At 72.2% G+C, this 22065-nt stretch carries 16 protein-coding genes; 7 read left to right on the top strand and 9 right to left on the bottom strand.

From position 1 onward, the window contains the following. Nucleotides 1-251: 251 nt before the first annotated feature. From ACZ5T9_RS06445 to ACZ5T9_RS06435, 3 genes are read right to left on the bottom strand one after another with little or no spacing between them, the layout of a single operon-like run. Entirely contained in the window at nt 252-2594 is a 2343-nt protein-coding gene (locus tag ACZ5T9_RS06445; RefSeq protein WP_006903640.1) for a xanthine dehydrogenase family protein molybdopterin-binding subunit, read from the bottom strand. Between the two features lies 1 nt (nt 2595). Further along, entirely contained in the window at nt 2596-3378 is a 783-nt protein-coding gene (locus ACZ5T9_RS06440) for a (2Fe-2S)-binding protein (RefSeq protein ID WP_464832268.1), read from the bottom strand. Beyond that, nucleotides 3375-4271, bottom strand: a complete 897-nt coding sequence (locus tag ACZ5T9_RS06435) for an FAD binding domain-containing protein (RefSeq protein WP_464832267.1) — start codon at nt 4269-4271, stop codon at nt 3375-3377. Before ACZ5T9_RS06435 ends, ACZ5T9_RS06440 begins: the two co-directional genes overlap by 4 nt. Before the next feature lie 589 nt (nt 4272-4860). Here ACZ5T9_RS06435 and ACZ5T9_RS06430 point away from each other — a divergent pair. Then, nucleotides 4861-6351 carry an RRXRR domain-containing protein gene (locus tag ACZ5T9_RS06430; protein WP_464832266.1) on the top strand — a complete coding sequence of 497 codons (1491 nt, stop codon included), beginning with the start codon at nt 4861-4863 and terminating at the stop codon, nt 6349-6351. Nucleotides 6352-6521: 170 nt separating this feature from the next. After that, nucleotides 6522-8660, top strand: coding sequence for a PucR family transcriptional regulator (locus ACZ5T9_RS06425; protein ID WP_464832265.1), 2139 nt, complete (start codon nt 6522-6524; stop codon nt 8658-8660). 17 nt (nt 8661-8677) lie between these two features. On the opposite strand, the gene ACZ5T9_RS06420 is transcribed toward ACZ5T9_RS06425, so the two are convergent. Beyond that, a complete protein-coding gene (locus tag ACZ5T9_RS06420) occupies nt 8678-9565 on the bottom strand; it encodes an enoyl-CoA hydratase/isomerase family protein (RefSeq protein WP_464832264.1) in 888 nt (295 codons plus the stop codon). A 289-nt stretch (nt 9566-9854) separates the two neighbouring features. Here ACZ5T9_RS06420 and ACZ5T9_RS06415 point away from each other — a divergent pair, with 289 nt between their 5' ends. Together ACZ5T9_RS06415 and ACZ5T9_RS06410 are read left to right on the top strand one after the other, a co-directional pair. Continuing rightward, nucleotides 9855-10037 carry an acetyl-coenzyme A synthetase N-terminal domain-containing protein gene (locus tag ACZ5T9_RS06415; RefSeq protein WP_464832263.1) on the top strand — a complete coding sequence of 61 codons (183 nt, stop codon included), beginning with the start codon at nt 9855-9857 and terminating at the stop codon, nt 10035-10037. Between the two features lie 111 nt (nt 10038-10148). Further along, the gene (locus ACZ5T9_RS06410; RefSeq protein WP_464832262.1) at nt 10149-11810 is read left to right on the top strand and encodes an acyl-CoA synthetase; all 1662 of its coding nucleotides are present in this window, start codon (nt 10149-10151) and stop codon (nt 11808-11810) included. Between the two features lie 158 nt (nt 11811-11968). On the opposite strand, the gene ACZ5T9_RS06405 is transcribed toward ACZ5T9_RS06410, so the two are convergent. After that, nucleotides 11969-13252: an MFS transporter gene (locus ACZ5T9_RS06405; RefSeq protein WP_464832261.1), complete on the bottom strand. Its 1284-nt coding sequence runs from the start codon at nt 13250-13252 to the stop codon at nt 11969-11971. 248 nt (nt 13253-13500) lie between these two features. Between ACZ5T9_RS06405 and ACZ5T9_RS06400 the strand changes: the two genes are divergently transcribed. The 3 genes from ACZ5T9_RS06400 to ACZ5T9_RS06390 are packed head-to-tail and all read left to right on the top strand — an operon-like array spanning nt 13501 to nt 17210. Next, the gene (locus tag ACZ5T9_RS06400; protein WP_464832260.1) at nt 13501-15414 is read left to right on the top strand and encodes a 2-oxoacid:acceptor oxidoreductase subunit alpha; all 1914 of its coding nucleotides are present in this window, start codon (nt 13501-13503) and stop codon (nt 15412-15414) included. Beyond that, complete coding sequence (locus ACZ5T9_RS06395; protein WP_464832259.1) at nt 15407-16753, top strand: 2-oxoacid:ferredoxin oxidoreductase subunit beta; 1347 nt, start codon at nt 15407-15409, stop codon at nt 16751-16753. Before ACZ5T9_RS06400 ends, ACZ5T9_RS06395 begins: the two co-directional genes overlap by 8 nt. 25 nt (nt 16754-16778) lie before the next feature. Continuing rightward, nucleotides 16779-17210 carry a DUF2267 domain-containing protein gene (locus ACZ5T9_RS06390; RefSeq protein ID WP_006903632.1) on the top strand — a complete coding sequence of 144 codons (432 nt, stop codon included), beginning with the start codon at nt 16779-16781 and terminating at the stop codon, nt 17208-17210. A gap of 102 nt (nt 17211-17312) precedes the next feature. Here ACZ5T9_RS06390 and ACZ5T9_RS06385 read toward each other — a convergent pair whose 3' ends face one another. From ACZ5T9_RS06385 to ACZ5T9_RS06370, 4 genes are all read right to left on the bottom strand, one after another. Continuing rightward, nucleotides 17313-18551 (bottom strand): XdhC family protein, encoded by a 1239-nt coding sequence (locus ACZ5T9_RS06385; protein WP_006903631.1) that lies wholly within the window; start codon nt 18549-18551, stop codon nt 17313-17315. A gap of 5 nt (nt 18552-18556) precedes the next feature. Then, nucleotides 18557-19051: a CoxG family protein gene (locus ACZ5T9_RS06380; protein WP_006903630.1), complete on the bottom strand. Its 495-nt coding sequence runs from the start codon at nt 19049-19051 to the stop codon at nt 18557-18559. Nucleotides 19052-19155: 104 nt separating this feature from the next. Then, nucleotides 19156-21501, bottom strand: coding sequence for an aerobic carbon-monoxide dehydrogenase large subunit (locus tag ACZ5T9_RS06375; protein ID WP_464832258.1), 2346 nt, complete (start codon nt 21499-21501; stop codon nt 19156-19158). Between the two features lie 3 nt (nt 21502-21504). Then, nucleotides 21505-22032 (bottom strand): (2Fe-2S)-binding protein, encoded by a 528-nt coding sequence (locus ACZ5T9_RS06370; protein WP_464834406.1) that lies wholly within the window; start codon nt 22030-22032, stop codon nt 21505-21507. Between the last annotated feature and the right edge of the window lie 33 nt (nt 22033-22065).

Genomic DNA, 22065 nt, shown 5'->3' with positions numbered 1-22065 from the left:
AAACATCGACATGGCTATTTGTGTTCTGTGCATAGGGCGGCTCCACCGGCAGCTCCTGCCACTCCGGCGTCACCACGGCAACGGCCCCCGTCGGCATCCAGGAACCCAGGTCCCGACAAGGCCGCCAGTCACCGCCCAGAACCGTGCCCTGGCGAACCAACGGCGGCGGGCCCCTACGGGGATTCGCCCCGCAACAGCCCGCCGCCGTTCGTCACCTGCCTTTCGGGGCAGAGGTGCCGCCCTACGGAGATTCAACCGGCCTCCTGCACCCGTACCCGCGCCTCCCGGATCCGCTCCGCTAGCCAGTTGGGGTCGATGGGCATGTGGTCGACCCGGATGCCGAAGGGCTTCAGAGCATCTTCAATGGCGTCGGCGAACAGGGCCGGCACGGGGATCACCCCCGCCTCCCCCGCGCCCTTGATGCCCAGGGGGTTCAAGGGCGAGGGCGTCTCGACGTGGGCCGTCTCGATGGGCGGGATCTCGGCCGCCGTGGGCAGGAGATAGTCCATGAAGGAGGCGTTGAGCAGCTGGCCGTGCTCGTCGTACACGAGCCGCTCGTAGAAGCAGCCGCCGATGCCCTGGGCGACGCCCCCGTGGATCTGCCCGTCCAGGACAAGGGGGTTGATCACCTTCCCGCAGTCGTGGACCACCACGTAACGCAGGAAGCGGGCCATGCCCGTTTCCGGATCGACCTCCACCAGCGCCGCGTGGCAACCGGCGGCAAAAGTACCCCGGGGTGGAGCGAAGTAGCCGGAGGCTTCCAGACCGGGCCCCTCCCACTCCTCCGGGATGGTCCCCCGCAGGGGGTTGGCGGCCCGGGCCACGTCCCCCAGGGCCACGGCCCGCTGGGGCGCCCCCTTGACCCGCACCTTCCCCTCCGCCAGCTCCAGGTCTTCCGGCCGGCATTCCAGAAGCCCAGCCGCCACCTGGAGGGCCTTCTCCCGAACCTTGACCGCCGCATTGTAACAGGCGTTCCCCGCCACCACCGCCCCACGGCTGGCGAAGGTCCCCGTGCCCCAGCCGAACAGGGCCGTATCGCCGGTCACCACGGTGACGTCCGACGGGTCGACCCCCAACTGGTCGGCCACGATCTGGGCAAAGGTGGTGGCGTGGCTCTGGCCCTGGGTGCCCACGCCCGTGGCCACGAAGACCTTGCCGCTGGGTTCCACCGTCACCCGGGCGCCCTCGTAGGGGCCGATCCCCGTCCCCTCCACGTAGAAGGCCACGCCCAGGCCCACGTAGCGGCCCTCGGCCTGGAACTGCCGCTTCCGGGCGGGCCACTGGTCGTACTCGATGAGCTCCAGGCACTTCTCCAGCACCGCGGGGTAGTTGCCGCTGTCGTAGACCAGGGGCGCGTTGTCCTGGTAGATCAGGCCCACATCGTAGGGGAACTCGTGGGGCTGGATGAAGTTCCGCCGCCGCACCTCGTTGGGATCGAGGCCCAGGTGCTCGGCGATGCGCTTGATCACCCGCTCCATGACGAAGACCCCGTGGGGCCGCCCCGCCCCGCGGTAGGGGCTGGTCTGGGTCTTGTTGGTGTACACCGCCTTGAACTCGGCCCGGTAGTGGGGGATCTTGTACGGCCCCGGCAGGGTGCACTCGGCCACGATGGGGATGATCAGGCCGTAGGCGGTGTAGGCGCCGCAGTCGTGGAGGAACACGGTCTGGAGGGCCAGGATGCGGCCCTGGTCGTCGAACCCCACCTCCACGTCGTGGATCTGCAGCCGCTCGTGGTTGGTGGCCACGAAGTGCTCCCGCCGGTCCTCGATCCACTTCACGGGCCGGCCCAGGCGCATGGCCGCCCAGGGGATCAGCACCTCTTCGGGGTAGAACATCATCACCTTGCAGCCGAAGCCGCCCCCCACGTCGGGGGCCACCACCCGCACCCGCTGCTGGGGCAGGCCCAGCATCTCCGCCAGCCCGTTGCGGATGGGGATGGGGGCCTGGGTGGAGTCCCACACCGTCAGGCTGCCTTCCTGGCGATCGAAGTGGGCCACCACCCCCCGGGTTTCCATGGGGGAGGCGGCCCCCCGCTCCAGGGAGAAGCGCGCCCGGATCACGTGGGGCGCCCGGCGGATGGCGGCGGCGAAGTCGCCGCGTTCCTGCACGTAGTGGGCGGCGATGTTGTCCCCCAGTTCCGGGTAGATCAGCGGGGCACCGGGCCGCGTGGCCTCCTCCAGGTCCACCACGGCCGGCAGGGGCTCGTATTCGACTTCGATCAGATCAAGGGCATCCTCGGCCAGGTACCGGCTCTCCGCCACCACCAGGGCCACCGGCTCCCCCACGTGGCGGACCACCCCCGGCGCCAGGGCGTACTGGGTCCGGGCCCGCAGGGTGGGATGAGGGATCAACAGGGGCAGGGGCCCGGCCAAAGGCCCCAGGTCCTGGTTCGTCCACACGGCATGGACGCCGGGCAGGGCCCAGGCCCGGGAGGTGTCGATGCGGAGGATCCGGGCGTGGGCGTGGGGGCTGCGCAGGACGGCCGCGTGCAGCATGCCCGGCAGGTGGACGTCATCGACGAACAGGCCCCGGCCGGTCAGCAGGCGGGGGTCCTCGTTGCGCGGAACCGGCAGGCCGAAGGAACGGGTGGTCATCTCAGGCGCCCTCCCCTCCCGCGGGCTGGTGCCGCGGCACCGCGGGCACCCCGGCCTCGGCCAGCAGGCGGGCCGCCCTCTTGACGGCCGCCACGATGTGCTGGTAGCCCGTGCACCGGCACAGGTTGCCCGACAAGGCCTCGCGGATGGCCGCCTCATCGGGGTCGGGGTCCGGGTGGTCGCGGAGGAACGCGGCCACCGTCAGCAAAAATCCCGGCGTGCAGAACCCGCACTGCAGCCCGTGCGCCTCGCGGAACGCCTCCTGGACGGGGTGCAGCCTTTCGTCGGGGGAGGCCAGGCCCTCCACGGTGGTCAGGTGGGCGCCGTCGGCCTGGACGGCCAGCAGCAGGCACGACCGCACGGGTTCCCCGTCCCAGAGCACGGTGCAGGCACCGCAAACCCCGTGCTCGCAGCCCACGTGGGTGCCGGTCAGTTCCAGCTCGTGGCGGAGGAAGTCGGCCAGGAGCATGCGCACCGGCACCTGCCGCCGGTAGCGGATCCCGTTGACCCAGACAGTGATCTCCCTGCGGGGTTCGGCAGCCTCTAGGGCCCCGGGCGGCTGGGCCATGCCGGTCTCGGCCGCCGGCGAGCCGGGTTGCACCTCCCGGACGTCCCCTTCGCCCGCCGCCCGTTCGAGCCCACCACGGGCCTGCCCCGGCCGGCCCCCCGCGTCCGGCCGGGCTTCCGCCGGGCCCGCCGGCTGCCGCGCGGAGCCCGCCGCGTCCATCGCTTCGTGATGCGGCGCCGGTCCCCCGGTCCCGAAACCGTACCGTTCTGCCGTCACCGGCCCTCACCTCCGCCGCTCGCCGGCACCACGGCCCGCCGGGCCGCCTGATCCAGGGCCCGGCGAGCCAGCACACCCGCCAGCTGGCGCCGGTAAGCGGAGCTGGCGTGCAGGTCCGAATCGGGTTCGACCTCGTCTTCCACCAGGGCGGCCGCCTCCTTCCAGGTGGCCTCCCCGGGTTCCCGGCCGGCCAGGTAGGCCTCGGCCCCGCGGGCCCGGCAGGGGACCGGCCCCATGCCCGCCAGGCCGAGCCGGGCCCGGGCGATCCGTCCCTGGGCGTCGAGTTCCACCACCGCCGCCACCGCAGCCAGGGCAAAGTCGCCGTGGCGGCGGGCTACCTCCACGAAGGCCCAACCGGCGCCCGGCGGCAGGAGGGGCAGCCCGGCGCCCACGACCAGCTCGGTGGGCTCCAGGGTGGTGGTGAAGTAGGTCAGGAAGAACTCGGCCGCCGGCACCTCCCGCTCACCTTGCGGCCCTCGGGCTCGCACCACGCCGTCCAGGGCCACCCAGACCGCGGGGATCTCGGCGGCCGGGTCGGCGTGGGCCAGGCTGCCGCACAGGGTGCCCCGCTGGCGGATGGCCGGATGGCCGACCCAGCCCATGGCCTCGGCCAGGAGGGGACAGTGGCGGCGCACCAGCTCCGACCGCTCCACCTGCCGGTGCCGAACCAGGGCGCCGGCCTCCAGCCGGCCGCCGGCCAGGGTCAGGGAGTCGAGTCCCGGGATGCGGTTGATGTCGATCAGCGCCGCGGGCCGGGCCAGGCGGAAATTCAGGAGGGGGATCAGCGACTGCCCCCCCGCCAGGACCTTGGCCTCCCCCCCGTACCGGCCCAGCAGCTCCACAGCTTCGTCCAGCGACCGGGGGTCGTGATAAGCGAACCGCGGCGGCTTCATGGCACGTCCCTCTTTCTCCCGCCCATGGCCGGGCGCGTTCTCGGCCCTTCAGGGTACCGGTGGGTTCGTCCCTCCGGGCGATCGACCCTTTGGTGGGTTTTCCTAAAGACCATCAAGGCGGGTTGGCGATTTTTTACGAGGATACGGGCTCCTACGGAAGGAAACCGCCGGGGGGCGGGCCAAAGACCCTCTTGGTGCGGGAAGCCCGCTCAAGCTCACGTTTGATAGCGCGTAGTGCCATGCCGCGCGATGAGCGCTGCTCGACGTGAGTCAGCCCGAGCGACGAACCCCGCCGGCCGACACGTCCGGCGGGATAAGGGTGAGCTACCCGTACCGGGTTGCCCAAGTGCCACTCCGGAGTGATGCGCCAGCTCCGGACCCTGGAAGCGGAGGGCGGCGGCATCCCGGGCATGCGGGGTGTCGCCGAACGACGCAGGCGGCTACCGGTGCGGTTGGGCGAGGCGCGCCCGCTCATGCGGCGACCCCGCCGCAGGGGGCGGGAGTCACGGCCCCGGGCTTCGGCCCGGGGATCGGGAAGGCGGCTTGCGCCGCCCCGGCCTTGCCGGCCGGAAGGAAGGAGGATGCCGCCATGCGGCGCGTTCCCGTGCTCTCCCGCCGGGGAGAGCCGCTGATGCCGTGCCGGCCCGACCGGGCCCGGCACCTGCTCAAGCGGGGCAAGGCGAAGGCCGTCTGGATCGACGGGATGATCTTCGCCGTGAAGCTGACCTATGATCTGCCACGCCCGGCGGTTCCGGGCCTTTGGGCCGGGGACGATCCGGGCGGCAAGACCCGGGCGCTGAGCGTCATCCTACCGCGGGCCCGGCGGCGCCCGGAAGAAGTGCTGGCCGTCGCGATTCCCGTGCCCCAGGGGGAGGTGCGGCGGCGGTTGGAGCAGCGGCGGGGCTACCGCCGGCTGCGCCGGTACCGGCTGCGTGGCCGGCCGGCCCGCTTTGCGAACCGGCGGCCGCCGACGTGCTGGGTGTGCGGCGGCAACGCCCGTCCGGGGACGGACACCTGCCGCCACCACCGGGGCACGCCGCGCACGGGCTTGTCCCAGGCGGCGCCGTGGCTCCCGCCCTCGGTCAAGGCGCGGGAGGACGTCCTGCTCCGGGTGCTGGCGAAGCTGCAGGCGTTTCTGCCCATCCGGCGGGTGACCGTGGAGGTCGGGCGGTTCGACCTGCAAAAGCTCCGGGATCCCGACATCGGGGGCGAGGCGTACCAGCGGGGCCCGCGCTACGGGCACGACAGCACTCTGGCGGCGCTGGTAGCGGCCTACGGTGACCGGTGCGCCTACTGTGGCGGGCCAGGGCCCTTGACCATCGACCACGTGCGGCCCCGGAGCCGCGGGGGGACGAACGCCTGGGAGAACCTGCTTCCGGCCTGCCGGCCGTGCAACCAGGCCAAGGGCAACCGCACGCCGGAGGAGTGGGGCGTCCGGCCCCGGGTTCGACCGAAGCCTCTGGGCAAGGCGCTGCGGATGGCGACCTGGACGCAGCAGGGGAAGGGCTATTTGCTCTGGCAGCTCCGGCACCTGGGCCTGGAGGTGGGCATCACCTTTGGCGCCTACACGGCCTGGGCCCGAAAGGTCCGCGGGGCCGAAAAGAGCCACATCACCGACGCCGGGCTGATTGCCTTGAGCGACTATCCCAGCCCCGAAGCGCCTCCCGTACCGCTTCCGGGGCTTCGGCTGCAGGCCCGGCCCGCGGCCGGACGGCCGCGGCAGGTGTACAAGGCCGAGCGCTACGGCGAGGGGAAGCGGCCGAGCCAGGCCGTGCGGCTTTCCTCGGGGTGGGCACGGCCGGTGCGGGTCAACGCGGGCGTGCGCCTTGGCGCCAGACCCCAGGTGCTCCGGGCGGGCGAGCGGAAGGGCGTCCCGCGGCAGGAGCTGGTAACCTGCGGGGATCTCGTCGGGCTGGAGGGCGAAAGCCGGCCCGTGGTGGTGGCCGCCATCAGGAGCCGGGGCACCATCGTCTGCGTCCGTCCCGATGGGACCGTGACGGAAGTGAGCGCCCGGCGGATCCGCTGGCACCGGCCCCGGTCGGGCATCGTGCTGTGGGCGGGCGGGGGCGGCGCCCGATAAGCCGCCCCCTCTCAGCGCCCTTGTCGTGCCACGCAACACCGTGATCCCCCGCGGTAATGCCACGTAAAGAAGCCAAGCGTAATGCGGGTTCGTCCGGATCGCTGTCAAAGGTAAGTCAAGGGGGGGCAAGCCGGTTCGTACGAGGCAAGACGCCTGGGGGAGGGATGGGGATGACGGGGTGTGCCGGCGGCGGCCCGGCTCCCGGCGGGGCCGCCGACGCCGTGACCCTGGCCGAGGTGCTGCGCCTGGAGCCGCTGCGCGAGATCAGGGTACTGGCCGGGAACGGATCGCTGCACCGGCCGGTGCGCCTGGTGAACGTCATCGAGGTGCCCGACATCGTCGACTGGGTGCTGGAAGGCGAGCTCCTGCTGACCACCGGTTTCACCTTCCGGGACGACCCGGGGCACCTGGCGGCGCTCGTTCCCGGCCTCGCAGCCAAAGGAGCGGCGGGCCTGGGCATCAAGCCCCGCCGCTACATGGCCGAGGTCCCGGGTGAAGCCATCCGCCAGGCCGAGGAGTGCGGTCTTCCCCTGCTGGAGATCCCCTACCATCTCTCCTTTTCCGAGGTCATCGGCCCGGTGATGCAGGCCATCGCCCACCGCCAGGCCGCGGCCACCCTGGCCGCCGACGGCCTCCAGCGGGAACTGCTCGACCTGGTCCTGCGGGGGGCGAGCCTGGACGACCTGTGTGCCGTGGTGGCCCGCCACCTGGCCCGCCCGGTGTGGATCGAAGACGCCGCAGGAGCCCTGGTGAGCCAGGCCGTGCCGGGGCTGCCGGGCCCGCCACCGGCCCTGCAGGAAGGCGGTACCCCAGCGACCGTCACCCCGGACCCCGCGGCCGGACTTCAGCGCGGCCCGGCCTGGCGGGTCCCCGTCGCCTCCGGTGACCGGTTCTTCGGGACCCTGTGCGCGGCCTCACCCGGCCGCCCTCCCCTGGCCGTGGAAGCCGGCCTGCTGGAGAGGGGGGCCGCCATTCTGGCGCTGCAGTGGGGCAAGCAGGCCGCGGTGGTGGAAGTCCAGCGCCGCTTCCGGACGGAGTTCCTGGACCGGCTGCTCTCGGGCGACCTCCCCCACCCGGCGGAACTGGCGGAGCGGTGCCGCGCCCTGGGCTGGGACCTGAACCGCCCCCACACCGTGGTGGTCTTCGGCCCCCTGGCACCCCCCGGCCCCGGACCGGCGGCCGGTCGTCCGGACGCGGCCGCCGGGCAGCCGGCCCGCGGGAGCGCCGGTTCGTGCCCCCGGGACGAACCCGGCCCCGACCGGGACCTGCAGCCCCTGCTGCGGGCGGCGGAGATGGTGCTCTCCATGGAGGGCGGCGAGCCGGTGGCCGGCATCCGCGACGGCCTGGTGGTGGCCCTGATCCCGGGCGACCCGGCGGATCTGGCCGGGCGTCACCGCATCCTGACGGTGGCCAAGGCGGTGCTTCGTTCCTATGCCTCGAGCACGGGCGCGGCCCGGGGGTCGCGCGGCCCGCTGCCCTCAAGCCATGGCCCCGCGGCCGGCATCCCTCCCGCCACCGGCACAGCTGGACCCGAGCGGCGTTCGGTCCGGGACGGCGGGCCGGCAGGGACGCCCGGCGCCGGATCGCCCGCCAGTTGGGGGGACGGGATGGCCGCCGCAGGCGTGGGGCGGGTGGCGCCCGGACCCGCTGCCCTGGCCCGCAGCTACCGGGAGGCCCGCACCGCCCTTCAGGCAGCCCGGGCCACGGCCGCCCACCGGGACAGCAGGGCCGAAGGAACCGGCATCACCGGCCGGGCCGGCATCACAGGGCGGGCCGGCATCACCGGCCGCCCTGCCGCCGGCGTCCCAGGACGCTCCTCCCGCCGCGCCCCAGCCGGCATCCCGGGCGGCTCCCCCGGGCGCGGCACCGGACGAGCCCCCGAGCCCGTCCAGTTCTTTGCCGAACTGGGCATCCTGCGCCTGCTGCACCACCAGCCCCGGGAGGAACTGGCCGGCTTCGTGGCCGACTACCTGGGCGCCCTGCTGGCCTACGACCGCCGCCACGACGGCAAGCTGCTGGAGACCCTGGAGGCCTACTTCCGTTACGGCGGCAACATGAAGCGGATGGCGCAGGCCCTCTACACCCACTACAACACCGTGGCCTACCGGCTGGGCCGGATCCGGCAGATCACCGGTCTCGACCTGAAGGACCCCGACCAGCTGTTGAGCCTGCAGGTGGCCCTTCGCGCCCTGCCGCTGCTGGACGGGGGGCCGGCATGGGAAGGGCCCGGCGAATCGCGCGGCGCCCCGGCCGCGGCTCCGGGTTCCGGGCGGCTTGCCCCGGGACGGCGCGGCCAGGAAGGTTCCTGAGCCGGCGGGCCCGGCGGTCACCGCGGCGCTTCGGGCCGGTGACCGTTGCGCTCGGCCGGGCCGGCGGAGCGGGGCGAATCCGGGGAGAGCGCGGGGCGCAGCGGGCGGGCCGGCCGGTCGAAGCGCGGCGCCCTCTTCTCGAGAAAGGCCCGCACGCCCTCGCGGAAGTCGTCCTCGTCGATGTAATAGGGCACCGGCTCACCGGCCGGATCGGGCGGCGGAGCGGGCTGGGACAACAGCACCGAGCGCTTGGCGGCCCGGATGGACGACGGCGAGAGGCGGGCCATGTTCTCCGCCAGCCGGCGTGCGAAGGGATCGACCTCTTCGTGGGCCACCACGTGGGTCACCAGGCCCACCGCCCGGGCCTCAGCGGCGTTCAGCAGGCGGCCGGTGAAGAGGAGGTCCTTCGCCTGGTTGGGCCCCATGAGGGCCACCAGCCGCCGGGTGAATTCGGGGCTGAGCATGATGCCCAGCCGGGCGACCGGCATCCCTACCTGGGCCCGCTCCGAGGCCACCTGGAGGTCGCAGGCACAGGCCAGCTCGAAGGCCGAGCCCAGGGCGTAGCCGCCGATGGCCGCGATCACCGGATACGGCAGGCGCTCCACCTTGCTGATGGTCTGCTCCATGGTCAAGAAGCAGCGCCGCACCTCGTCGATGGTCATGGTGGAGAACTCCTTCAAGTCCGACCCGGCGGAAAAGGCCCGCCCGCCCTCACCCCGCAGGATCACCACCCGCAGGTCGCTGTACCGGCGGGCTTCCTCCGCCAGCCGGTCCAGGATGCCCCCCAGGTCGCGCCACATGGCGAAACTGATGGCGTTGTGCTGCTCGGGACGGTCGATGGTGATGGTCACCACGGCACCGTCCTCGTCGACCCGCAAAAACCCCATGTCCTCGCCCCCTTCCACGGCCCCGGCGTCCCGCCGCAGCGCCGCGCCGGTCCGGCCGGCGCCGCATCCATGTTCACTCCCGGCGCTTTCATCCTCGGCGCCGGCCGTCCAGCGCCCGGTGTCCGGCGAGACTTCCCAAAGGGTTCCACCAGGGACCCCGCAGACCCTTGTGAACCCTTTACAACCTTGGCGGCACCCCCTTCGGGCGGCCCGGTCCTGGCAGGATCGGGCAGGTCGGACCCCGAATGGCCGCCCCAGGATGACGCGGGGGCGGGTACCGGCCCGCCCCCACCGGGGGGAGAGCGTCATGGACGGCATGCCTTCCGAGGCCGCCCCGGTCCCGCTGCCGGGGCTCAACCCGCTGGTGCGGCGGCGGGTCGAAGAGGGCCTGGCGGACTGGGAGGGATTCTGGGCCCGCGAAGCCCGCAAGCTGCCCTGGTTCCGCCCGTGGGACCGGGTCTTCCAGCCCGAGCCGCCTTCCTTCCGCTGATTCGTCGGGGGCCTGACCAACCTGGCCCACAACGCCCTGGACGTCCACCTGGAACGGGACTGGGGCGGCCACGCGGCCCTCATCGCCCTGAACGAGCGGGGCGAGCGGCGGGTGTACACCTATGCCCAGCTCTGGCACCAGGTCCGGCAGGTGGCGGCCGCCCTGCGGGGACTGGGCGTGCAGCGCGGCGACCGGGTGGCCCTCTACATGCCCACCATCCCTGAAGCCATCTGCACCATGCTGGTCTGCGCCCGCATCGGCGCCATCCACATGGTGGTGTTCGCCGGCTTCGGCAGCGCCGCCCTGGCCCAGCGCATGCAGCTGGCCGGGGCCCGGGTGCTGGTCACGGCCGACGTCACCTGGCGCAAGGGCCGGGAAGTCGACCTCTGGGGGCTGGCCCTGGACGCCCTGGCCACGCCGGGCTGCCCGGTGGAGCGGGTGGTGGTCCTGCCCCGCAGCGGCCTCCGCCTCGCCCTGACCCCGGGCCGCGACATGACCTGGGACCAGTTCCTCTCCCTGGCCGCCGACGGCTCGCCCGAGGTGGAGTGGATGGAGGCCAACGAACCCGCCTTCATCCTCGCCACGTCGGGCACCACGGCCCAGCCCAAGCTGGTGGTCCACAGCCAGGGAGCCTACCAGGTGGGGGTCTACAACGCCGCCACCATGGGCTTCGGGCTCCGGCCGGGAGACATCTGGTGGTCGACCTCGGACATCGGCTGGATCGTGGGCCACGGGTACATCGTCTACGCGCCGCTGCTGGTGGGGTGCACGACCATCGCCTACGAGGGCGCCCTGGACTACCCCGGACCCGAGACCTTCTACCGGATCCTGGAGGAGAACCGGGTGACGGGAATCTTCACCGCGCCCACCGCCGTGCGGATGCTGATGGCCTACGGCACCGAACCGGCCTGCCGGTTCGACCTGCGTTCGGTGGAGCGGGTGTTCTGCGCGGGAGAGGTGCTCAACCCGCCGGTCTGGGATTGGTTGCAGAACCAGGTCTTCGGCGGGCGGGTGCCCGTCATCGACCACTGGTGGCAGACGGAAACGGGGGCGCCGGTGATCGGCAATCCCTACGGCATCGGCCTGCTGCCCATCAAGCCGGGCTCGGCCGGCATCGCCCTGCCGGGGCGCCAGGTGGAGGTGCGGACGCCGGAAGGGGCACCCTGCGCCCCTGGCGAGAAGGGCGTGCTGGTCATCACCCGGCCCTTCCCCGGCCTGACGGCCGAGCTGTGGGGCGATCCCGAGCGGTACGCCTCCGATTACTGGGGCAGCATCCCCGGCGTGTATTTCACCGGCGATGCGGCCGCCATGGACGAGGACGGCTACGTCTGGTTCAGCGGGCGCAGCGACGAGCTCATCAAGATCGCCGGCCACCGCATCGGCACCATCGAGGTGGAGACGGCCTTCCTGCGCCACCCGGCCGTGGCCGAAGCGGGGGTGACGGCCCGCCCGGACCCGGTGCGGGGCGAGGTGATCGTCGCCTTCATCGTCCTCAAGAGGGGCTACGAGCCGTCCGCCGCCCTGCGGGACGAGCTCATCGCCACCGTCCGGCACCACCTGGGCCCCGTGGCCGTCATCGGCGACCTCCACTTCGTGCCCCTGCTGCCCAAGACCCGCAGCGGCAAGATCATGCGGCGGGTCCTGAAGGCGGTGGTACTGGACCGCGACCCCGGCGACATCTCGACCATCGAGGATGAAGGGGCGGTGGAGCAGGCCCGCCAGGCGTGGCAGGCCATGCGGGCCAGCCTGGAGTCGGACGCGGCCGGGAGTTGACGGGACGAACCGGCCCTTCCGGCCGTGGCACGGGGGTGGCACCGGCCCGGGGAAGGCCCGAAGCCTCCGGGCCCGGGGCCGGGCCAATGCCCCTTGGGGCGCCGGTTCCGGGGTGCTCCGGGCGAGGCCTCGCGGAGCTGCGGGCCGCGCCGGGCACTTCACCGGGCGGCTGGGGCTCCGGCTCCACCCGCCGCCCGGCCTGCCGGCGCCGGGCCGCTGGTGCCCCGGGGCCGCCGGGCGCCACCTCCCGCTCCCAGGGCACCCAGGCCGAACACCGCCGCCGCGAGCACGCCCAGGGCGGCCATGGCCGGCCAGAGGAGCCCCGGGCCCCCGGAGCCCAGCAGCACCCCGCCCACCAGCGGCCCCAGGGTCCAGCCCATGCCGAAAAGCAGGCTGGCCGCCGCCTGGTACCGGCCGCCCTGACCGGGTGGCGCCATGGCGGCCACGCCCGCCTGCAGCAGCGGGGTGAACATGATCTCCCCCACGGTCAACACCGCAAAGGCCGCCAGGAACGGCCCCACCGGCTTGGCCACCAGGATCAGCAGGGCCGCCACCGCATAGAGCAAGGCCGCCACGACCCGCCGCGGCCGCGGGCTGTACCGCTGCAGCCAGCGGGTGGCAGGGTACTGCAGCAGGGCGATCATGGTGCCGTTGAGGGTCCACAGCCAGCCGTACCAGTCCACGGGGCCGAAGCGCCGGTTCAGGTCCAGGGGCAGGTTCGACCCCATCTGGCTGTAGATCAGGTTCATCATCAAAGCGCCGGCCGCCAGCTGCCAGAAGGCCGTGTGCGAAAGGGGCGGGAAGAACGCCAGGAACCCTTGCAGTGCCCGGCGCCAGGCGGCCCCGGGACCGCCGCCGGCAGGACGCGGCCGGGCTCCGGCCCCTGCCGCTCCCTCCCGCAGCGCCGGGACCCAGCGGGCCACGATGACGGAAAAGGCAAGGAAAGACAGCCCATCCAGCAGGAAGATCAGCCGGATGTCCCGGTTCACCACGTAGCCGCCCAGCACCGGCCCGATGGCGATCCCCGCGTTGGACAGCAGGTTCATGATGCTGTAGGCCTCCTCCCGGCGCCGCGGCGGTACCAGCAGCCCCGCACCGTGCAGCAGGGCCGGGAAGGACCCCCAGACCATGGCGCTCATCAGCGCGTAGCAGAAGGCGAAGGCCCAAGGCCCGGGCGCCCAGCCGGCCAGCATCACCGCCACGCCGGCCCCTGCCAACCCCGCCACCACCACCGGCTTGAAGCCGAACCGGTCGGCCAGCCAGCCCGCCGGCATGCGGGCGGCCAGGGAAAACAGCCCGGCCGTGCTCATGATCAACCCCACCTGCTCCGGGGGAAGGCCGTGGACCCGCTGGAGGAACACGGCGATGAAGGGGAAGAAGAAGCCGTCGCCCAGGGCGCTGATGAACCGCCCCGCGGCCAGGGCCCAGAAGGCCGGGGTCATCCTTCGCTCCGTCTCCTCTCCGCCGGCCGGCGGCGGCCGCGCCGGCAGTCTACGACTGATGGTAGCCCAGCCGCCCCACCGGACCAATGGGAAGGCCCATCCAGGCAGGAAGGCCCACCCAGCCGGCCGGCGCCCCGTTTTCCCACCCCGCAACGGCAGCGCAACGCCCGGCCGTCGCCCGCCGGCGGGTATAATCGCCCCCCGTTTCGGCATCCTGACCAGTGCCAGCGCATTGGGGAGGGTTGCCCATGTCCGCTGATCACGGCCGGACCCAGCGTCACGGATCCACGCCCCGCCTTGCGGCCGGCGAGTCCCTGGCACCAGAGCCCGGACCCCGCGAAGCCGGCGCGGCCCTCGCCGTGGCGCCCGGGGCCCGCCGGGCCGGCACCCCGGAGGCCGGCACCCTGGACCTGAGCATCACCATCGGCGGCGATGCCGGCCAGGGCGTGGAGTCCAGCGGCGCCGGCTTCACCAAGGCCCTGGCCCGCAGCGGCCTGCACGTCTTCAGCGTCACGGACTACCGCTCACGGATCCGCGGCGGCCACAACTTCTACCAGGTCCGGGTGGCGGACCGGCCGCTGTACTCCCACGCGGATCCGGTTCACGTGCTCATCGGCCTGACCGAGGAGACCATCAAGATCCACCTGGACAACCTGGCACCCCGCGCCGCCGTGATCTACGACGAGGAATTCCGCCACGTGGACGCCGATGCGCTGCGGCGGCACCACGTCCAGCCCGTGCCCCTGCCCCTGGGCGAGGTGGCCAAAAAGCACGGCAGCAAGGTGATGATGAACACCGCGGCCCTGGGCGCGGCGGCGGGGCTGATGAACTACAACATCGAGTACCTGGAATCGGTCATCAAGGAGAACTTCGCCAGCAAGGGCGACCGGGTGGTCGAGGCCAACCTCAAGGTGGTGCGGGAAGGGTGGAAGCTGGCCCGGGACGCGGCGGGCGACTTCCCCTACACCTTGCCCGACCCGGGAGGCCGGACGCGCCGCATGGTGCTGCACGGCAACCACGCCTTCGCCCTGGGCGCCGTGGCGGCCGGCTGCCGGTTCGTCGCCGCCTATCCCATGACCCCCGGGACCAGCCTGTTCGAGTGGATTGTGGCCCACGCGGACGAGCTCGGCATCGTCACCAAGCACGCCGAGGATGAGATCGCCGCCATCTGCATGGCCATCGGCGCCGGCCACGCGGGTGCCCGCAGCATGATCACCACCTCGGGCGGCGGCTTCTCCTTGATGGTCGAGGCCCTGGGCATGGCCGGGATGGTCGAGGTCCCCGTGGTGCTGGTCGTCTCCCAGCGCGGCGGCCCCTCCACGGGCCTGCCCACCCGGACGGAGCAGGGCGACCTGCTCTTCGCGATCCACGCCTCCCAGGGCGAGTTCCCCCGCATCGTCCTGGCCCCGGGCACCGTGGACCAGTGCTTCGAGGCGGCGGTGCGGGCCTTCAACTTCGCCGAGCACTACCAGACGCCCGTCATCGTCCTCCTCGACCAGTTCCTGTCGAACCACCTGCGCTCGGTGGACCCGGACACCTTCCGCTGGGAGGACGTCCGCCACGACCGGGCCACCACCTTGACCCACGAGCAGCTGGACCGGCTGGACGGGCCCTACCTTCGCTACAAGGACACCGACGACGGCATCTCGCCCCGGGCCATCCCCGGTCACCCCCGGGCGGTCTACGCCATCACCACCGACGAGCACGACGAGGAAGGCCACATCAGCGAGGAAATCCGCAACCGCCGGCAGCAGATGGAAAAGCGCATGCGCAAGCTGGACACCGCCCAGGCGGAGATGCGCGGGCCCACCTGGTACGGGCCGGAAGACGCGGACCTGACCTTGATCTGCTGGGGTTCCACCTACGGGCCCTGCCGGGAGGCGGTCGACCTGTTCAACCGCGACAAGGGCGAGGGGGCCCGCCTGAACCTCTTGCACTTCACCGACATCTGGCCCTTCCCGGTGGAGCGGACCCTGGCCGAGCTGCCCAAGATCCGCCGGGCCGTGGCCGTCGAGCAGAACTACACCAGCCAGTTCGCCCGGCTGCTGCGGATGATGACGGGCTTTGAGGTCCACGCCACGGTGAACAAGTTCGACGGGCGGCCCATCGCACCCCAGGAGATCCTGACCCAGATCGAAGGGGAGGTGCCGGTCCATGCCTGAAGACCAGGGACGCGGTACGGGCGCCGGGAGGGCCCGCGGCGTGCCCCCGGACGGCCCGGCCGGTAAGGGGGGCCAGCCCTCGCGCGCCCGCCCCGCCGCCAGCGACTTCCACGGGGCGGTGAAGCGGCCGGCCTCGCCCCACGGCGCCGGCTGGGGCAAGACCCAGCGGGTCGACCCCGACCTGGGCGGCGGCCGGGGCGGCGACGGTTCGTCGCTGGGTGCCCGTGGCGCCGGCGCGGGCGGGCCGGACGGGGCGCGCAGGGAGGTGCCCGGCGCTCCCGCACCCGGCGGGGCGAGCGGAGCCGCCGCGGGGGTCGAAGGCGGGTATGTCCCGGCGGGGGAGGTTCCACCCAGCGCCTTCCGCGGGGGTGAAGCCGGCGGCACGGGGGCCGGCCTGGGCGGCGCCCGGCCCGCGGCCGGCGGCAGCCGCACCCCGGCCCGGGTGGCCGTGGCCGACCGGGCCGAAAAGCTGACGGTCAAGGCCTACGCCAGCGACCACCGGCCCACCTGGTGCCCGGGCTGCGGCGACTTCGGCATCCTCACCGCCCTGAAGAAGGCGCTGGTGGACCTGGAGATCTGGCCCCACGAGGTGATGATCGTCTCCGGCATCGGCTGCGGCAGCAAGCTGCCCGACTACATCAACGCCAACGGCTTCATGACCATCCACGGCCGGCCTCTGGCGGTGGCCACGGGCATCAAGCTGGCCAATCCGAAGCTCCACGTCATCGTGGTCCACGGCGACGGCGACGGCTACGGCATCGGCGGCAACCACTGGCTGCACACCATGCGCCGGAACGTGGACCTGGTGGACATCGTGGAGAACAACCAGATCTACGCCCTGACCAAGGGCCAGTACTCGCCCACCAGCGAGCGGGGGTTCAAGACCACCACCTCGCCCACCGGCGCGCCCGAGGACCCCGTGCTGCCGACGCGGGTCGCCTTCGCCGCCGGGGCGAGCTTCATCGCCCGGGGGTTCGCCGGCCAGCCCAACCAGCTGGCGGACATCATCGCCGCCGCCATCCGGCACCGCGGCTACGCCCTGATCGACGTGCTCCAGCCCTGCGTGACCTTCAACAAGCTGAACACCTACGACTGGTACGCCGAGCGGGCCTATTCCGTGGAGGAGGAGGGGCACGACCCCACGGACCCCGAGGCGGCCTGGGCGAAGTGCAACGAGTGGGGGGAGCGGATCCCCATCGGCATCCTGTGGCGCAATGACACCGTCCCGGCCTACGAGGAGCGGGTCCCCGGGCTCCCCGTAGACCCACCCATCGTGGAACGCCCGCTGGACGAGCTGGGCGAGGAGGGGCTGGAGCGGCTCAAGGCCGAGTTCTTCTGAGTCCTTCGGAGGAGGCGTCCTTGGCGTGGATGCGCGGGAGATCTACCAGGCGGTACAGCGGCGCGGGCGGATGGGATCGTCTGAGGAGGCGGCGGCCGCCACCCGCATGACCCTGCAGAGCATGGCCCAAGTGCTGGGGCGGCAAGCCGCGGGCGCCCTGGCGGCCGCCCTGCCGGCCGAGCTGGCGGCCGAACTGGCACGGGCACCGGACCGGCCGGACCCGCTGATCGACCGCCAGGTCTTCGTAGGGCCGCTGGTCAACCACATGGACACCGAGTACGGCTACGACCAGACGGTGGGCGGCCTGGATCTGGTGGCCGCGTACATGGACGACGACGCCGCCACCCGGATGCAGGCGGTCTTCGCCACCCTCAAGGAGCGGCTCGATGCGGGCACCCAGCAGGCCGTGCGAGCCGCCCTCCCTCCTGAGATCCGGGACTGGTGGGACAGCGCCTGAGCGGCCTGCCAGTCAAACAAGAATGCCGGGACCTGTCGGCCTTGGCGGCCGACAGGTCCCGGCGTGGCGGTTGGGCGATTGTGCCGTCACGTGCGGTTGCCATCAGGCGCTTTCGACGTAGCGCTCCGGATCCTTGAGGAAGGTGGCCTTGCAATGGGGGCAACAGAAGTAATACTGCCGCCCCTCGTATTCGGCCACGTGGCGGGTTTCCCCGGGCACGACCTCCATGCCGCACACCGGATCGCGAGCGACGGCGGGAAGTTCGGCCTCCCTTGCCGCCCCGTCTGACGCCGCCCTTGACCCGGATGCCGCAGCAGCCACCTGCGTTGCAGCGCCGGTCGAGACGGGCCGGGAGGCCGTGTGGGTCGTGGAAGCCGCGGGTTGCTCGGCGGCTCTCTCCGCGGCGCCCGCTGCCGTACCGGCACCTTCGGCCCCGAGTCTGGCAGCGACCTCATCGCCGACGACCATCCCCGCGTGGGCCCGCAAGCGGGCCCGCCGCTGCCGGATGATGTCGGCCAGGATGGAGACGGCGATTTCCTCCTGGGTGACGGCCCCCAGGTCCAGGCCGGCCGGATTGCGGACCCGCTCCAGATCGGCGGCCGGCACGCCCGCCCCGGCCAGCACCTCCTTGACGGCCGCCGCCCGCTTGCGGCTGGCCACCAGCGCCACGTAGGGAACGCCGGCCGCGAGCCAGCGCTGCAGGCACTCCTCGTCGAAGTGCCCCATCGTCGCCACGACGGCGTACGCTTCCGGCACCGGCTCGAAGTCCTCCAGGGCATCCACGGAGATGGCCCGCCCGCCGGGCACGGCAGCTTCCGGCGGCGCCTCCCGGCCGTACACCAGCACGGGCTCGAAGCCCACCATGGCGGCCATCTGCACCAGAGCGTAGGCGAGGGGCGTATCGCCGCACGCGATCAGTTGGGGCGGCCGAACGAAGGGCTCGATGTATACGTCCACCTCGCCGCCGCTGGGGCAGGTCATGGCGACGGTGACGACCCGGGCGTCCCCCTCCCCGCCGGCCGCTCCGGGTTCCTGCCCCTCGTCGCTCTCCTCGGCGGTGGCGGCATCGGCCGGTACGTCGACACGGATCTGGATGAGGCGCGGCTGCCCGTCGGCCAGCGCCGCCAGCGCCTGCCGCCGGACGATGGACTCGGAGCAGCTGCCCCCGATCCAGCCCTCGATACGACCGTCCGCGGTGATCAGCGCCTTGTCCCCCGCTCTGGACGAAACGGGGGGACGTCGCCGGATCACCGTAGCCAGGGCGAAGGAATGGCCCCGGGCCCGCAACGCCGCCGCCCGGGCCAGAACTGCGTCAGGTCGCCCCGCCGTTCCCACTTCCACCGGATTCAGGCCCCCCCGCCAGCGCCACCCGTGCCGGTTAAGGCGGAACCCGCCTGATCCTCCAGGTTGGCCCGAATCGTGGCGAAGAGCTGCTCGGTGATCTTGCGGGCCTGGTTGTCCAGCAGCCGGCCGCCCACCGTGGCCAGCGGCCCGCTGACATCCGCGTCCGCTCCCCAGCGAAAGCGGGTCGCGCCCTCCCCCGCGGGTTCGAGCTCGATGCGTGCGGTCAACTGGAGCCCGCTCCCCATACCGCTCCCCCGGAGCCGCAGGCCGCCGCGGCGTGGCGCCTCTTCCGGCTGCAGCTCCACCTCCATCTTGAACCGGCCGCGCACGGGGCCGACCCCGATGCGCACCACGGCATCGAAGTGACGGTCATCTTTGACGTTCAGTTCCTGCAGATCGGGCAAGCAGTGACCGACCTGGCCGGGATTGTTGATGAACGCCCAGACCTTCTCCTGCGGGGCCTCGATGGTCAGTTCACCGTCGTAGTGCAGGTGCAATGCCGTCTCTTCCCCCTCTACGGATGATGTGGCTGCGGGGCGGGACACGGGCCCGCCCCGGAGGGCCGCCGGCCGGCCTGCCGGCGGCCCTCCGCGAACCCGCCTCACTCGATCCCGTGCTCGCGCAGGATCTTCCAGATCTTCCACGGCGTGATGGGCATGTCGATGTGGCGCACGCCCAGGTGGGAGAGGGCGTCTACCACCGCGTTGACGAAGGCGGCCGGAGAGCCGACGTTGGGCGACTCGCCGACGCCCTTGGCGCCGATGGGATGGTGGGGCGACGGCGTCACCGTGCGGTCCGTCTCCCACTTGGGGGTCTCCATGGCCGTGGGCAGCAGGTAGGTGGAGAAATCGCTGGACAGGTTGTTGCCGTTCTCGTCGTAGACGATCTCCTGCATGAACGCGATGCCGAAGCCCTCGGTCAGCCCGCCGTGGACCTGCCCTTCCACCACCATCGGGTTGATGACCGTGCCACAGTCATCGACCGCCACGAAGCGGCGCACCTTGACCTGCCCGGTGCCCTTGTCGATGTCAACGACGCAGATGTACGCGCCGTTGGGGAACGTCAGGTTGGGCGGGTTGTAGTAGTAGACGGCTTCGAGACCGGGCTCCACGCCCTCGGGCGGGTCGGTGTAAGCGGCGAAGGCCACCTCCTGGAAGCTCACCGACCGCCCGGGCGCGCCGGCCACGTGGAAGCGGCCGTTCTCCCAGACCACGTCCTCCTCGGACGCCTCCAGCAGGTGGGCGGCGATCTTCCGTGCCTTGTCCCGCACGCGGCGTGCCGCCATGGCCGTGGCAGCGCCGGCCGTCGGCGTGCTGCGGCTCGCGTAGGTGCCCAGGCCGTAAGGTGCCGTATCGGTGTCGCCTTCTTCCACCAGGACGTCGTCCACGGGGATCCCCAGTTCGTCCGCGACGATCTGGGCGAAGGTGGTCTCGTGGCCCTGGCCCTGGTGCCGCACGCCGGTCCGCACCAGCACCTTGCCCGTGGGGTGCACGCGGATCTCACAGGAGTCGAACATCTTGATGCCGGCGATGTCGAAGGTATGGGCCGGCCCGGCACCGACGATCTCCGTAAAGGTGGATACGCCGATGCCCATCAGCTCGCCGCGCTTCCGCTTCTCTTCCTGCTCCTTGCGGAGATCCCAGTACCCGATGATGTCCATCGCCTTCTTGAGCGTCTCGGCGTAGTTGCCGCTGTCATAGGTCCACCCCAGCGGCGACGGGTATGGGAACTTCTCCGGCGGGATGAAGTTCTTCAGGCGCAGCTCCACCGGGTCCATCCCCAGCTCGTCGGCCAGGACATCCATGGTCCGCTCGATCAGGTACGAAGCCTCGGTCACCCGGAAGGAGCAGCGGTAGGCGACACCGCCGGGCGCCTTGTTGGTGTAGACCGCGTCCACCTCGACGAAGGCAGTCGGGAAGTCGTAGGACCCGGTCACGATGCTGAAGAGACCGGATGGGAACTTGGACGGGTTGGCCGCGGCGTCGAAGGCGCCGTGGTCGGCGATGGTCTTGACCCGCAGCGCCTTCACCCTGCCGTCGCGGTCGGCGGCGATCTCGCACGTCATGTGGAAGTCGCGGGCGAAGTGGGTGCTCTGGAGGTTCTCCGTCCGCGTCTCCACCCACTTGACCGGCCGGCCCAGCTGCAACGAGGCCACCACCGCGCAGACGTATCCGGAGTACACCGGCACCTTGTTCCCAAAGCCGCCGCCCACGTCCGGCGAGATCACCCGGATCTTGTGCTCGGGCAACCCGGAGACCAGCGCCAGCAGCGTGCGATGGGCATGGGGCGCCTGGGAGGTGACGTAGAAGGTCAGCCGCTCCGTGGCCTTGTTGTAGTCGGCGATGCAGCCGCAAGGCTCCAGCGGCGCGGGGTGCACACGCGGGTAGGAGACCTCCTGCCGCACCACCACCTCCGCCTCGGCGAAGGCGCGTTCCGTGCGGTCACGGTCGCCGACCTCCCAGTGCCAGATATGGTTGGTCTTCTGCTCCCGGTCCTCCCGCAGGATGGGCGCGTCGGGCTCCAGGGCCTTGAACGGGTCGACCACCACCGGCAGCGGCTCGTATTCCACCACCTGCGCCAGGGCATGGGCGCCGTCGAAGGCCGCCTCGCGGGTCTCGGCGACCACGGCCGCCACCTCCTGGCCCTGGAAGAGCACCTTGCCCACTGCCAGGACCATCTGCTTGTCGCCGGCCAGCGTGGGCATCCAGGCCAGGCCGGCCTTCTCCAGGTCCTCCCCGGTGATCACGGCGACGACCCCGGGAACGGACAGCGCCGCTTCCTTGGGGACCGCCTTGACCCGCGCGTGGGCGTAGGGGCTGCGCACGATCGCCATGTAGAGCATGCGCGGGAGCACGATGTCGTCCAGATAGCGGCCGGCGCCCTGGATGAAGCGCGGGTCCTCCTTCCGCTTTACGGGCTGGCCAAGAACGCGCTCGGCAACCGCCATCGGTCAGTTCCCCCCTCGCGCCTGCGGCTCCGCGGCGACAGCCACGTCCTCGCCAGCTGCAGCGGCCGGGGTCTCCCCCCGGAGCTCCGCCGCGGCCTGCTGGACGGCCTTGACGATGTTCTGGTACCCGGTGCACCGGCACAGGTTGCCGGAGATGGCGAACCGGATCTCTTCCTCCGTCGGGTTCGGATTGCGCTGCAGCAGGGCGTAGGCGGTCATCAGCATGCCCGGCGTGCAGTAGCCGCACTGGAGCCCGTGCTGATCCCAGAAGCCCTTCTGCAGCGGGTGGAGCTGGCCGTCCTGGGCCAGGCCCTCCACCGTCATGATCTCGCTGCCGTCCGCCTGCACGGCGAACACCGTGCACGACTTGACGGGCCGCCCGTCCAGGATCACGGTACACGCGCCGCAACTGGTCGTGTCACAACCGATGTGCGTCCCCGTCAGGCCCAGTTCTTCACGGAGGAAGTATGCCAGCAGGCGGCGCGGCTCCACTTCGCGCTCGTACGTCACCCCGTTGACGGTCACCTTCATGCGCTTCCGGATCGTCTCCAACGGCGACACCTC

This window comes from Thermaerobacter nagasakiensis (assembly GCF_055396825.1).
The sequence above is the reverse complement of the archived record's forward strand: the minus strand, read 5'-3'. Positions and strand labels throughout refer to the sequence as shown.